General features: G+C 62.4%; 14 protein-coding genes. 11 read left to right on the top strand and 3 right to left on the bottom strand.

All coding sequences use genetic code 11. The features are described 5' to 3' along the window. The first annotated feature begins 91 nt into the window (after positions 1-91). A complete protein-coding gene (locus tag BG60_RS00710) occupies positions 92-1012 on the top strand; it encodes an AEC family transporter (protein WP_008346134.1) in 921 nt (306 codons plus the stop codon). 6 nt (positions 1013-1018) lie between these two features. Here the strand turns inward: BG60_RS00710 and BG60_RS00705 are convergent, their stop codons facing one another. Together BG60_RS00705 and BG60_RS00700 are read right to left on the bottom strand one after the other, a co-directional pair. Beyond that, positions 1019-1984 (bottom strand): LysR family transcriptional regulator, encoded by a 966-nt coding sequence (locus tag BG60_RS00705; protein ID WP_008346131.1) that lies wholly within the window; start codon positions 1982-1984, stop codon positions 1019-1021. Between the two features lie 13 nt (positions 1985-1997). After that, entirely contained in the window at positions 1998-2843 is an 846-nt protein-coding gene (locus tag BG60_RS00700; protein ID WP_008346129.1) for a helix-turn-helix domain-containing protein, read from the bottom strand. A gap of 287 nt (positions 2844-3130) precedes the next feature. Between BG60_RS00700 and BG60_RS00695 the strand changes: the two genes are divergently transcribed. From BG60_RS00695 to BG60_RS00650, 10 genes are all read left to right on the top strand, one after another. Then, positions 3131-4003: a transporter gene (locus tag BG60_RS00695; protein WP_033536889.1), complete on the top strand. Its 873-nt coding sequence runs from the start codon at positions 3131-3133 to the stop codon at positions 4001-4003. 25 nt (positions 4004-4028) lie between these two features. After that, positions 4029-5753 (top strand): FAD-dependent oxidoreductase, encoded by a 1725-nt coding sequence (locus BG60_RS00690; RefSeq protein WP_008346126.1) that lies wholly within the window; start codon positions 4029-4031, stop codon positions 5751-5753. Beyond that, entirely contained in the window at positions 5750-6127 is a 378-nt protein-coding gene (locus BG60_RS00685; RefSeq protein ID WP_008346125.1) for a c-type cytochrome, read from the top strand. Before BG60_RS00690 ends, BG60_RS00685 begins: the two co-directional genes overlap by 4 nt. Positions 6128-6150: 23 nt before the next feature. Then, the gene (locus tag BG60_RS00680) at positions 6151-6597 is read left to right on the top strand and encodes a nuclear transport factor 2 family protein (RefSeq protein WP_008346123.1); all 447 of its coding nucleotides are present in this window, start codon (positions 6151-6153) and stop codon (positions 6595-6597) included. 137 nt (positions 6598-6734) lie between these two features. Next, positions 6735-7226, top strand: coding sequence for a cupin domain-containing protein (locus BG60_RS00675; protein ID WP_033536925.1), 492 nt, complete (start codon positions 6735-6737; stop codon positions 7224-7226). Between the two features lie 38 nt (positions 7227-7264). Then, complete coding sequence (locus BG60_RS00670; RefSeq protein ID WP_033536888.1) at positions 7265-8260, top strand: hypothetical protein; 996 nt, start codon at positions 7265-7267, stop codon at positions 8258-8260. 90 nt (positions 8261-8350) lie between these two features. Then, positions 8351-9814, top strand: coding sequence for an aldehyde dehydrogenase family protein (locus tag BG60_RS00665; protein WP_034470095.1), 1464 nt, complete (start codon positions 8351-8353; stop codon positions 9812-9814). Between the two features lie 14 nt (positions 9815-9828). After that, complete coding sequence (locus BG60_RS00660; protein WP_008346113.1) at positions 9829-10884, top strand: maleylacetate reductase; 1056 nt, start codon at positions 9829-9831, stop codon at positions 10882-10884. After that, positions 10881-11699: an intradiol ring-cleavage dioxygenase gene (locus BG60_RS00655; RefSeq protein ID WP_008346110.1), complete on the top strand. Its 819-nt coding sequence runs from the start codon at positions 10881-10883 to the stop codon at positions 11697-11699. The genes BG60_RS00660 and BG60_RS00655 overlap by 4 nt, the downstream gene beginning before the upstream one ends. Then, positions 11696-12016, top strand: a complete 321-nt coding sequence (locus tag BG60_RS00650; RefSeq protein ID WP_008346109.1) for a Rieske (2Fe-2S) protein — start codon at positions 11696-11698, stop codon at positions 12014-12016. The genes BG60_RS00655 and BG60_RS00650 overlap by 4 nt, the downstream gene beginning before the upstream one ends. Here the strand turns inward: BG60_RS00650 and BG60_RS00645 are convergent. Beyond that, entirely contained in the window at positions 12009-12917 is a 909-nt protein-coding gene (locus BG60_RS00645) for a glycoside hydrolase family protein (RefSeq protein ID WP_034470092.1), read from the bottom strand. The two genes, BG60_RS00650 and BG60_RS00645, sit on opposite strands and share 8 nt — an antisense overlap. Between the last annotated feature and the right edge of the window lie 37 nt (positions 12918-12954).

Here is a 12954-nt window from a genome sequence, read left to right as displayed (position 1 = left end):
TCGCACGTCGCGCGACGTTTTTCTCCGATAATGATGCCCATTTCAGCAGCGAGCGCTCGCGCCGGGCGCTGCATCGATATCGGAGTCCGCCATGCATCTTGCCGGCATGATCCTTCCGATCTTTGCCATCATTCTCACCGGATGGGTGGCGCGCGTGTCGGGCTACATGCCGCATGCGCTCGCGCCTTCCCTGATGCGCTTCGCATATTACGTCGCGATGCCCGCGCTGGTCTTTCTGACCATCGCCGACGAGTCGCTTCGCTCGCTGCTCGAATGGCGCTTTCTCGCGGCGTTCGGCGGCGGCTCGATGATCTGCTTCGCCGCCGTGTTGCTCGTCGCGCGCATCGTGCGCGGCGCGAGTCTCGCATCCGCTGCGATGCTCGCCGCTGCCGTCGCGATGACCAACACCGGCTTCGTCGCGCTGCCGATCCTGAAGACGCTCTACGGCAAGCCCGGCGTGCTCGCGGCGGCGGTCGCGACGGTGTTCGTCGGCGCGATCATGTTTCCTGTGCTTGTCGTGCTGGTCGAGATCGGCCGGATGGATGCATCGCGCAAGATCGATGTCACCGCGCTCGTTCGGCAGATCGCGACCAATCCCGTCATTCTCGCGACGATTTGCGGACTGCTGTGGTCCGTCGTCGGATTGACGCTGCCGGTTCCTGTCGCATCGTTTCTCACGATACTCGGCGAAGCACTGACGCCATGCGCGCTCTTCGCGATCGGTCTCGATCTCACGCTCGACGAGTTGCGCGGACGCGTCAATCTCTACGCGCTGTTGACCGCGCTCAAGCTCGCGATCGTGCCGCTCGTCGTGTACGCGCTGTGCCTCGCGACAAGACTTGGTCACGACGCGACCATCGCCGCGGTCGTGTGCGCCGCCGTGCCGACCGCGAAAAGCGCATACGTGCTTGCTTCGGAATACGACGTCGAGAAGGGCGTGGTCGGCGCGGTCATCTCGATGACCACGCTCTTTTCGATCGTCACCTTGCTCGCGTGGCTCTACGTGCTCTAGTTGCGATCACACGTCGCCGAGTTCTTCGTCGACGTTGCGCTCTTCGTCATCGGGCGGCGAAATGCCGAGTGCCTTGTCCCATTGCGGCTCGCTCAGATAGCGCTCGCGCAGGAAGTCGACGAACGCTTTCACCTTGGTCGTCGAACGATGCGAAGTCGGATACACCGCGGACAGCCACAACGGCGGCGCAGCGTAATCGGGCAGCACGCGCACGAGACGGCGTTCGAGCAGATCGCTGGCAGCGACCATCGTCGGCAGATAGACGACGCCCGCGCCCGCGCGCGCGAACTCGAGCAGCAGATGCACGCTATTGGTTTTAAGCACCGCGTTGAGCGCGATCTCATAGCACTCGTTGCCCTTCATGAGCGGCCAGTTGTCGCCCCACGGATAGTGCGCGTAACGCGCGAAATCGTGACGCAGCAAATCGAGCGGCGTCTCGATCGCAGGCTCTTCCTTGAGATACGCGGGCGTCGCGCACAATACGCCGCGCACCGGAAAGAGCTTGCGCTCGACGAGCAGGTTCGACGCGGGCGGATAAATCTGCAGAGCGAGATCGAAGCCTTCCTGCACGGGATCGATCACGCGATCGTTCACCGTCACGACGAACTCGATGCGCGGATGCGCCTCGCGAAACGCGATCAGCGCCTGCGAAAAGTGTCCGAGCGCGAAGCCGGGCAAGACATGAACGTTGAGCGTGCCACAGAGCGATTGCGTTTCGGGAATCGCGCGTCCCGACAGCTCGTTCACTTTCGACACGAGCAGCAGGCAATCCTGATAGTAGGATTCGCCGACTTCCGAAAGCCGCACGGCACGCGTCGAGCGATGAAACAGCGCGACGCCGAAGTGCTCCTCGAGTTGCTTCACACGCGACGTGACAACCGATTTCGCCACGCCGAGCTGCCGCGCCGCGCTCGCGAAACTCTGCGCTTCGGCTGCGCGAACGAAGGCCTCCATCGACATGAAGAGGTCCATGCTTCCTCCTGGCTTATCCCGCGGCTTTTCGATAGCGCAGTGGCGTGGTTCCGAGCCGTTTCGAAAAGAGCGCCGTCATGTGTTGCTGCGACGAAAATCCGCACGCGGCGGCGATATCGACAAGCGGCGCATCGTCCGCGCGCAACATGCGCGCAGCGGCGCCGATGCGCTTCTCCAGCACATAGCGATAGAGCGAATAACCGGTACGCGCCTTCACGCCATCGAAGACCGCGCGCACGGGCAGATCGAGCTCGGCGGCGATATCCGCGCAGGACAGGTTCTGATCGATGTTGTCGGCGACATAGGCTGCGAGCGTTGCGAATGTAGCGTCCGTCAGCGCCGATTTACGTTCGCGCGCGGCGCGTTCGAGATGACGCGTCGTTTCGATCCACGCGAGCGTAGCGACGCACTGCAGTTCCCACGGATCGGTCTTGCCCGATCCGTCATGCGCTTTCTGACGCGCATAGCGCACGAGATGACGGATCGGATCGGCGTCGAGATTGCTGCGGCTGCCCGCGCGACGCAACGGTTCCGCGTTGCGATCGGCGATGCGGTCCACGAACGCATCGGCATATCGAAACGCGATGAAGCCATGCCGCACATCGTGCGCGTCGATACGCATGCTGCCGCCGCGCGGATGATACGCGGCCGTTTCTGCGCGAAACGTGAAGGGCGCGGCGGGGCCGTCGTCGTAGCGCGTATCGGAGACGATCGTGCCGAGCAGCAGGCAGATCATGTCTGACGAATTGCTCAATTCCAGCGAATAAGGTCGCGGGCCCGAGCTGCAGTATTCGAGTCCCGGAACGCCCGCGAGCTTGCTGAAGCGGTCGATGCGAGCGGGCGCTGCAATGGCGCTCATCGTTACGTCTCCTTTTCTCGCGGCTTTCGATGCCGCTGTCCACGCGAGTATAGATGCGAGCGCAAAGCTCTTGCACGCGCGATGGGTCGCCGTTTGCGAACGCCGCGTGCGTGCTTTGTGCGTGGTGTAAACCCGCATCCGCCGGAATCTGTAATTTCCGAAACCTGAAAGACCGATACGCCGCGCCTTCGTAACGTTCGCTCATACGACACGAACGACCGGAGACGACGATGCAAATGCGGCACCCGAAATCAAAGATACGACGACGTCACGCATGGGCGCTCGCCATGCTTGGCGCAACCTGCACGATGGCCCACGCGTCGGGCATTCCCTTCGCGACGGACCGTCCGCAAACGTGGCAGTTCAGCAGCGACTTCGAAGGCACCTATGATTCCTTCGGCCAGAACCTCGAATGGAATCACGACAGCCGCGCATTCGATTCACACGGCAATCAGGTCGCGGGTCCGGGCACGAACACCTTCGTCGGGCTATCGACGTTCATCCACTACTGGAAAGTGCCGTCGCTGCCGCATGTCGGCTTCAACGCGAGCATCACGGTGCCCGCGATCCGCACGCAGGGCTCGCAATTCTCGGCAAGCGGCATTGGCGATCCGCTCGTCGGCGGGCTCGTCTGGTACAACCCCGCGCCCGCGACGACGCTCGGCTTTCAGACCTATGTACAAGTGCCCGTCGGGCAGAACGCGGTATCGACGAATACGTGGTCGTTCTGGCCGTCAGTCTTCTATGACGACTGGTACGGACACCTGAACGTAGACCTCCTGCTCGGCGGCATTCTGCGCGGACGCACGCTGCGCTCGGGTCAGGACGATCTGAGCCCGGGCAACACGTTCCATCTGAATTTGCGTGTCGGCTACAGCATCTCGCCGCCCGACAACCCCTTCGCGATTCCTTTCGTCGGCCTCGACTATCAGACGAGCGGGGGCACCTTCAATCAGACGGCGGGGATGCCGCTTTCCAACAGCGCGAGCCGCGAAACGACCGTGGGACTCGGCGTGCTGTTCCAGTTCAAGCCGAATAGCCTGCCGTTCCTGCACCAGAAGATGTACGACCAGCTTTCGATCCAATACCAACACTCGGTTTCGGGCCGCAACACCACGCTCACCAACGGAATTCTCGTGCAGGCGTGGCACTACTGGTGAGCACATTCAAACGATGGAGACAAACATGAGTGAGACGAACAAGCTTTCTGCCGCATCGCGACGCAGCTTCATCAAGGCCGCTGGCGCAGGAACGGCGGCGGCCGCGTTCGGCGCGGTATCGCTCACGGCGCGCGCGGCGAGCGATGTCAAGTTCGACGCGGAGTATGACGTGGTCGTGTGCGGCGGCGGTGGCGGCGGATTGCCGTGCGCGCTGTTCTCGCGCTGGCTGGGAAACCGCGTCGTGATTCTCGAGAAGGCAGGCAGCGTCGGCGGCACGGCCGCGAAGGCCGCGTTCTGGTACTGGGTGCCGAACAACGAGCCGATGCGCCGCGCGGGCATCGCCGATCCGAAGCCTGATTACATGCGCTATGTCGCGCGTCTGTCGCGGCCCGAGCAATACGATCCGTCGTTGCCGAAGCTCGGTCTGTCCGACTGGGAGTACGAGATGTGCGAGGCGATCTACGACAGCGCATCGCCGGCGGCGGAGTTGCTCGCGAGCAAGGGCGCGCTGCCGTATCGGCATGAAGGCGCGGTGCCGGATTACTGGGCCGAGTTGCCCGAAGACAAGGCGCCGCGCGGCCGCGTGCTGTTTCCTAAAGACGGCTTGCCGAGCATGTCGGACGGCGGCCGCGTCGCGATCCGCACGATGAGCGCGGCAGCACGCCGAGACGGCATCGACATCAAGACGGGTTATCGCGTGCAGAAAGTGCTCGTCGATGAAACGGGCGCGGTGATCGGCGTCGAATCGCTGACGGAAGAGGGCACGCTCTTTCGCGTGCGCGCAAAGAAGGCGGTGATCTTCGCGACCGGCGGCTTCACGCACGATCCCGAGTTGCGCAAGAACTTCCTGCACGGCGCGGTGTATGGTGGTTGTGCAGCGCCAACCAACGAAGGCGATTTCGTGCGGATTTCCAGCGCGCTCGACGTGCAGTTGCGCAACATGAACTACTCGTGGATGGCGCCGATCTCGCTCGACAAGGCCATCGCGAAGGATGGCTCGCTGTCCGGCATCTTCACGCCGACGGGCGATTCGATGCTCTACGTGAACAAGTACGGCAAGCGCGTCGTGAACGAGAAGCTCGCATACAACGAGGTCTGTGCGGCGTTCTCCGAATGGGACGGCGCGAAGGGCGAGTATCCGAATCTCACGCTCGTTTCCATCTGGGATCAGCAGGCGCAGGAGCATTGCGCAAGCGATGACTACGGCAGCCTCATCGTTCCCAAGGGATCGAACGACCGGCACGTACTGCGCGGCAACACGCTTGCGGAACTGGCGGGCGCGATTCGCGAACGCATGGCGAAGTACCAGAGCGCGCTCGGTAGCGCCACGTTGAGCGACGACTTCGTGCGCAGTCTCGACGCGACGATCAAGCGTTTCAACGGCTTCGCGAAGACGGGCGTGGATCAGGACTTCCATCGCGGCGAGCGCATCGTCGAGAAGCTTTTCAACGGACCCGTATCGAAGAAAGCCGATCAGAAGAACGAGACGATGTATCCGCTCTCGGCCAAAGGACCGTATTACGCGGCGCTCATCGTCGCAGGCAATCTCGATACCAAAGGCGGTCCGAAGACCAATTCGCATGGGCAAGTGCTCGATACGCGCGGCGAGCCGATCAAGGGTTTGTACGGCGTGGGCAATTGCGTGGCGTCGGCGTCCGCGCGTGCTTACTGGGCGGGCGGCGGCACGCTCGGACCGATCATCGCGTTCGCGTATCGCGCGGCGCAATCAGCCAATGGAGGTCAATCATGATTCGGATGGCTAACTTAATTGCGATATTCGCGCTCGCCAGTTCTGCGGCACATGCGCAGCAGGACAGCGTCGCGATCGGCAAGAAACTCACGACGAACAACTGCGCCGTGTGCCACACCTTCGGCAAGGGCGAACCCAACGGACAAGGGCCGAATCTCTTCGGCATCGTCGGCAAGCCGATGGCATCGGAGCCCGGCTTCAAGTATTCGGCGGGCATGAAGGCGTCTGCGTCGGGCAAGGTCTGGGACGACAAGCTGCTCGACGCGTGGCTCACCGACACGCAAGCCGTCGCGCCCGGCAACGCGATGACCTATTTTGAAGGCGACGAAGCACGGCGGCAAAAAATCATCGCGTATCTGCGCACGCTGCATTGAATCCGACATCAGGAGACTAAAGCATGAACCCCATCACCATGAGCGACGAACAGCGCAAGACCATCGCGCTCGAATATCTGCGCAGGCTCGATCGCGGCGCAGCATTCTTCGATCTCTTCGACGATCACGCCGAAGTCTATTTCCCCAAATGGGGCATCGCGACAGGCCGCGCGGCCTTTGAACAACTCTTCGCGGACCTCGGCTCGATCGTCGCGAAGTTCAAGCACGACCTCGCGTATCTGAACGTGATCCAGCAGGGCGATACGGTGGTCATCGAAGGCACGAGTTACGGCACGACGCAAAGCGGCGTCGACTGGCGCGCGGGCGTCACGCACGCGGGCCGCTGGATCGATGTCTTCGAGATCCGCGACTTCAAGATCCAGCGCTGCTTCATCTATCTCGACCCGGATTACGAAAGCGCGGACACGCAGCGCTATCCGTGGCTCGCGGATAAAAACGCGCAAAAGTAAGTACTTTCCCTAGGGCTGCGATCGAGCACGCATCGTTCGGCAAACGCGAACCTCGATTCATTGCCTCGCAGCGCTCGCCGCCCTAATCTTGATTCCAGCGCGACACCGCGAACGTGACCGCGGACATGGAGACAGACATGCAACAGACCCGACTCGGCAGCCTCGATAACTATCGCAAAGGCAATATCGAAATCATCAAGGGACAGGCATCGCATTACGTGATGTCCAACGTGTTCGACGTGGCGAGCCAATCCGCGCCGTACGAAAAAGTGGTCGTCGGCAAGAACCTCAAGTACGTGATCGAAACGCTGCGCGCGGAAGGCGTGTCGGCGTGGTTCACGGCATCGCACGATGAATTCGTCGTCGCGCTCGATGGCGAGATCGACGTGCACTTCATCAAGCCTTCAGATGGCGCGCTCGTAAGCGCCGATATCGAAGGCTCGGTGAAACTCGAAGGCGAGCCCTCAGGCCAGAAGATGGGCTTCGTGCGCTTGCGTCGCGGACATCAGGCGCTGCTGCCTGCGGGCGCGGCGTATCGCTTCGAAGCGAGAAAGACCGGCGTGCTGCTCGTGCAGACGATTGCCGGCGCGGAATCGGTCGAGAAATGGGCCGACATCTGCATCCAGTAACGCCGCCGCGAACTCTCATCTTTCGGAGCAAAAACATCATGGATCAAGCCATTTTTCTGCAAAGCGTCGTCGCCACCGACCCCGATGCGTCCACCGGCTATCGCACGTTCAAGCTCGGCGAGTTCGAGTTCAGCCGCGACGCGTATTTCGTCACCGTGAAGTGGCCGGCAGAAGGACAGACGCGCTCGCATCAGATGCACGCCGACGACTTCCTGCGCGCGATGATGCGCGACGTCGCGTGGGGTTTCTTCTACGGCTGGGTCAATTTCGATGAAGTGATCGGCACGCGCAATCACTACGGCAAGGTCGACATGTATGCCGGCGCGTACAACGCGAGCTTCCGCGAAGCGGGCGTCGATTACACGCAGCAATTCGAAACGCCGATCATCATGGCGACGTTCAAGGCAATCCTGAAGGACTGGGTGAACGAAGGCTTCGATCCGTTCGCGGCTCCCGAGGAAACCGGCTCGGCATTCGGCGCCAAGCACGGCGACAACATCGCGGCGATCGACCGCACGCGCATCGCGACGAAGCGCATGCCGGGCCTCGAAGGCGATTCGCCGTTGCGCGACGACTTCCCGGTGAATCGCCAGTTCGCGGATGTATCGCAAGACGAGCCGGAGATTCACGCGGAGCCTGAATTCGAAGGGCAATTGCACGCGTTCAGCCTCTTCAAGTATCTGTCGCGTTCGGACGTGACGTGGAATCCATCGGTCACGTCCGTGTGCAAGCAAAGCCTCTTTTGCCCGACGACCGAGGAATTCGTGCTGCCGGTTTTTCACGGCAACGATCGCGTCGAGTGGTTCCTGCAACTGTCGGATCAGATCATCTGGGATGTGGCCGACAAGGACACCGGCGAGCCGCGCGCGCGCATCACGATGAACGCCGGCGATATCGCCGCGATGCCCGCCGACATCCGCCACAAGGGTTATTCGCAGAAACGCTCGATGCTTCTCGTCTGGGAGAACGCGACGCCCGATCTGCCGAGGCGCTACGAAAGCGGCGAACTGCCGCCGTATCCGGTCGCGTTCTAAGCCGCCTACGGTTTCCCTTCGACAAGAACGATGCCTTGAAAAAGGCGTCGCGGGGAACGCTTCGTCTTCAATCTTCGACACGAGCAAGACATGCAAACGCAACTCTTCATCGACGGCCGCTTCGTGGCCGCCCTGTCCGGCGAAACGCTCGCGACACTGAATCCGCACGACAACAGCGAGATCGCGCAAGTCTCGATGGCCGGCCGCGAGGATGTCGATCGCGCGGTTCAAGCCGCAAAAAAGGCATTCCCGGCGTGGAGCGCGATGGCGGCGGCGGATCGCGGACGCCTGCTCCTGAAACTCGCCGACGCGATCGAAGCGAACGCCGATGAACTCGCGCGCCTCGAATCGATGGACACCGGCCATCCGATTCGCGATACGCGCAATCTCGACGTGCCGCGCACGGCCGCGACGTTTCGTTATTTCGGCGGCATGGCCGACAAGTTCGAAGGCTCGGTGATTCCTGTCGAAGCCGGCTTTCTCAACTATCTGACGCGCGAACCGGTCGGCATTGTCGGACAAGTGGTGCCGTGGAATTTTCCGCTGATGTTCACGAGCTGGAAGATGGCGCCCGCGCTCGCGGCGGGCAATTGCGTCGTGATGAAGCCCGCCGAACTCACGCCCTTGTCGAGCCTCGCGATCGCGCAGTTGATGGCCGAGGTCGGCTTTCCGGCGGGCGTCGTGAACGTGCTGCCGGGTTTCGGTCACGTCGCGGGTCAATACATCGCGGAGCACCCCGAGATCGGCAAGGTGGCGTTCACCGGATCGACGGCGGTGGGCCGCAAGATCGTGCAGGCATCGAGCGGCAATCTGAAGAAAGTGCAGCTCGAACTCGGCGGCAAAGGGGCGAACGTCGTGTTCGGCGACGCGAATCTCGACGCTGTCGTGCAAGGTTCCGCGTTCGGCATCTTTCATAATCAAGGGCAGGCGTGCATTGCGGCGTCGCGGCTGATCGTGCACGAATCCATCGCCGATGACTTGCTCGAACGCTTCACGTCGCTCGCGCGCTCGATCCGCATCGGCGATCCGCTCGATCCGTCTACGGAAATGGGTCCGCTCACATCGCAGATGCATCGCGATCGCGTGCTTTCGTATGTCGATGTCGCGCGGGAGCAGGGCGGTCGCGTGCTCGCGGGCGGCAAGTCGCCGGACGCCGCGGGGCTCGCGAAAGGCTGCTATGTCGAACCGACCATCGTGCAGGCGAAGCCGACCGATCGCGTCGCGCAGGAGGAAGTGTTCGGCCCGTTCGTCACCGTCAGCACGTTCAAATCGGATGAAGAAGGCCTGGCGATTGCCAACGGCACCGAATACGGCCTGGGCGCGGGACTCTGGACGCGCGATCTGCAACGCGCGCATCTCTTCGCGCGGCAACTGAAGAGCGGCATGGTGTGGATCAACTGCTACAAGCGCGTGAATCCGGGATCGCCTTTCGGCGGCGTCGGCGCGAGCGGATACGGACGCGAGATGGGCTTCGAAGTGATGCGCGAATATACTCAGGCAAAGTCGGTGTGGGTGAATGTCGACGCCAATATTCCGCCTTACTATCCACGTTGAGCGCACCCGAAATCATGCAATCGTTCGTTTATCAGGGCATGCCGTCGCGCGTCGTGTTCGGTGCGGGAAGCATCGAACACGTCGAACGCGAGATCGAACGTCTGGGCGCAAGGCGCGCGCTCATTCTCTCGACGCCGCCGCAACGCGATCAGGCCGAAGCGCTCGCCGAACGCATCGGACATCGCGCGGCGGGCGTGTTCGCCGAAGCGGTGATGCACGTTCCCGTCGAAACGGCGCGCGCGGCGCGGGAGTATGCGGAGCGCATCGGCGCGGATTGCGCGATCGCCATCGGTGGCGGCTCGACGACCGGTCTCGGCAAGGCGATCGCGTTGACATCGTCATTGCCGATACTCGCCGTGCCGACCACTTACGCAGGCTCGGAAATGACGCCGATCTACGGCCTCACCGAAGCCGGCTTGAAGAAGACCGGCCGCGACATGCGCGTGCTGCCGAAAACCGTGATCTACGATCCGCAACTCACGGTCTCGCTGCCTGCGTCGCTTTCAGTGACGAGCGGCATCAACGCGATCGCGCACGCTGCCGAAGGACTGTACGCGCAGGACGCGAATCCCATCGTGAGCCTGATGGCCGAAGAAGGCATTCGCGCGCTCGCGCAAGGCATCGGCAAGGTCGCCCGGAATCCTGAAGATATGAATGCGCGCAGCGATTGTCTCTACGGCGCGTGGCTGTGCGGCGCGGTGCTCGGAAGCGTAGGCATGTCGTTGCATCACAAGCTGTGTCATACGCTCGGCGGTACGTTCAATCTGCCGCACGCGGAAACGCATACCATCGTGCTGCCGCACGCGCTCGCCTATAACCGCGATGCCGCGCCCGGCGCCATGAAGCGCATCGCTCGCGCATTGAACGCCGACGATGCCGCGCAAGGCACATTCGAACTCGCACGAACGAACGGCGCGCCGACCGCGCTCAAGGACATCGGCATGAAGGAGAGCGATATCGACATCGCCGTCGATATCGCGTTGAAAAGCCCGTACTGGAATCCGCGTCCGGTCGAACGCGCGCCGCTGCGTGCGCTGATCGAAGCGGCCTACGAAGGACGACGACCATGAACGAACACCTCACGCAATCCGTCACTGACGCCTTCGGCCAATGCGCCGATGCGCGCACGAAGGAGATCGTCGTCGCGCTGGTGCGTCATCTGCATGCGTTCGCGCGCGAAGTGAACCTCACGCACGACGAATGGCGACGCGGCATCGAGTTCCTCACGGCGACGGGCAAGAAGTGCGACGGCATCCGGCAGGAGTTCATTCTGCTGTCGGATACGCTGGGGCTTTCCATCGTGCTCGACGACATCAATCAGCATCACGATGAAGCCGCGACCGAGAGCAGTCTGCTCGGCCCGTTCTATCGCGATGGCGTGAAGGAATCGGCGTTCGGCGCGAACATCGCGCAAAGCGATGGCGAGCCGGTGTTCTTTCATGGCACGGTCGGCGACGTGAACGGCAAGCCCGTCGCCGATGCGCTGATCGAAGTCTGGCAAACCGCGCCGAACGGCATGTACGAAGGGCAAGACCCGGATCAGCCGGAAGGCAATCTGCGCGGGCGCTTTCGCACGAATGCCGACGGCGCGTACGCGTTCCATTCGATTAAGCCGACGAGCTATCCGATTCCGACCGATGGTCCCGTCGGCCAGATGCTCGTCGCTACGGGACGTCATCCGATGCGTCCCGCGCACATCCATTTTCGTATCGACGCACCCGGCTACGAGCCGCTGACAACCGCGCTCTACTCGTCCGACGATCCGTATGTGAACTCCGATGCAGTGTTCGGCGTGAAGCGCTCGCTCGTCATCGAGTATGTGGCGAAGGAGGGCGGTTACGAGGTGGCGCGCGATTTCACGCTGCTCGTGAAGGAGCCCGCGTGAACGTTCTTTGCGCGCTCGACGACATTCCCGATGGCGGCGGCTTCGAAGCCGCGCCATCGGTTCTCGTTCTGCGACGCGGCGGCGATGCGTGGGCGTATCGCAACGTTTGCCCGCATTTCTCGATACCGCTCAACTACGAGCCCGACGCGTTCTGGACCTATGAAGGCGCGCTGCTGATGTGCGCGCATCACAGCGCGATGTTTCGCTTCGAAGACGGCGTGTGCGTCGATGGTCCATGCCTTGGCGCGAGCCTCAGGCACATACCCATCCGCATCGACAATGGCCGCGTGCTGATCGAAGGCGAAAGCATCACATAGGATGCGCCGCGACGAAATTCTTGTACGCGGTATAGGCGTCCTTCTGCGTGTGGCCGTCGTTCTCGAGCAAGCCGTATGCGCCGCCGCCCGGAAGACCCGCCGGATCGTCGTAGAGTTGGTACGTCTGAACCGATTCGATGCCGTAGGTCGATGCGAGCGTGACGAACTGCGCCAACATCTTGTTGCCGACGAGATATGCCGCGATCTGCTGATCGGTGCCGAAGTTCGGGCGCACGCCGGCCTCGTTGATCCAGATCGGCTTGCCGAGCGCCTGAAGCGCCGCGAGCACGTTGTGACAGCCCGTGCCGCCGCACGCGTTGGTGATGTCGTTCATGTCCGAGTACCAGTGCCACGCGGTGATGTCCCAATTCACGACCTCATGCCCCGTGCTGCCATCCGGCTCCGTGCCGGCCGCGAGCATTTGCGCGAAGCCGTAGTGCAGCCAGGTGCCGCCGCCCAGAATGATCTTCCCCGACGTATCGACCGACTTGATGCCCGCGATCATCCCGCGAATGACGCCGCGCAGGATCCTGAACTTGGCGGCATCGTATTGCGACGGAAGCACGCCATCGACATTGCCGAGCAGCAGCGCCGATTCCATCTCGTTCGTGACCTCGTAGTACGCATAGCGGCGCGAACTCGCCGTCTGTTGGCCGAGCGCGAAACCGGCGTTGTAGCCGTCGGTTTCGTTGATGAACGTGGCGATGTCCATCAGGATCACCGGATACACGGTGACGCCGCCTGCCGCCATGATGTCGGCGATGCCCGCGAGCTTGTTCGCGGTGCCCTGGCTATAGACCTCGTTGCGATACAGCTTCGCGCCGAGATCCTGCAATTGCGAAAGCTGCAGCGCGGGGCTGGAGATATCGTAGGCGCCGCCTTCATTGTTGTGACCGTTCACGCCGTAGAAGAGTCGCGCGGACGGCGTCGGCGTCGGC

The organism is Caballeronia zhejiangensis (genome assembly GCF_000698575.1).
In the GTDB taxonomy this organism is placed as follows: Bacteria; Pseudomonadota; Gammaproteobacteria; order Burkholderiales; family Burkholderiaceae; genus Caballeronia; species Caballeronia zhejiangensis.
Note: the sequence above shows the minus strand (reverse complement) of the source record. Positions and strands in the feature narration are given on the sequence as shown.

Coding starts and splice junctions, on each gene's coding strand:
- BG60_RS00695 (WP_033536889.1), top strand. CDS start 3,131: ATGCTTGGCGCAACCTGCACGATGGCCCACGCGTCGGGCATTCCCTTC.
- BG60_RS00655 (WP_008346110.1), top strand. CDS start 10,881: ATGAACGAACACCTCACGCAATCCGTCACTGACGCCTTCGGCCAATGC.
- BG60_RS00705 (WP_008346131.1), bottom strand. CDS start 1,984: ATGGACCTCTTCATGTCGATGGAGGCCTTCGTTCGCGCAGCCGAAGCG.
- BG60_RS00665 (WP_034470095.1), top strand. CDS start 8,351: ATGCAAACGCAACTCTTCATCGACGGCCGCTTCGTGGCCGCCCTGTCC.
- BG60_RS00700 (WP_008346129.1), bottom strand. CDS start 2,843: ATGAGCGCCATTGCAGCGCCCGCTCGCATCGACCGCTTCAGCAAGCTC.
- BG60_RS00710 (WP_008346134.1), top strand. CDS start 92: ATGCATCTTGCCGGCATGATCCTTCCGATCTTTGCCATCATTCTCACC.
- BG60_RS00680 (WP_008346123.1), top strand. CDS start 6,151: ATGAACCCCATCACCATGAGCGACGAACAGCGCAAGACCATCGCGCTC.
- BG60_RS00675 (WP_033536925.1), top strand. CDS start 6,735: ATGCAACAGACCCGACTCGGCAGCCTCGATAACTATCGCAAAGGCAAT.
- BG60_RS00690 (WP_008346126.1), top strand. CDS start 4,029: ATGAGTGAGACGAACAAGCTTTCTGCCGCATCGCGACGCAGCTTCATC.
- BG60_RS00685 (WP_008346125.1), top strand. CDS start 5,750: ATGATTCGGATGGCTAACTTAATTGCGATATTCGCGCTCGCCAGTTCT.
- BG60_RS00670 (WP_033536888.1), top strand. CDS start 7,265: ATGGATCAAGCCATTTTTCTGCAAAGCGTCGTCGCCACCGACCCCGAT.
- BG60_RS00660 (WP_008346113.1), top strand. CDS start 9,829: ATGCAATCGTTCGTTTATCAGGGCATGCCGTCGCGCGTCGTGTTCGGT.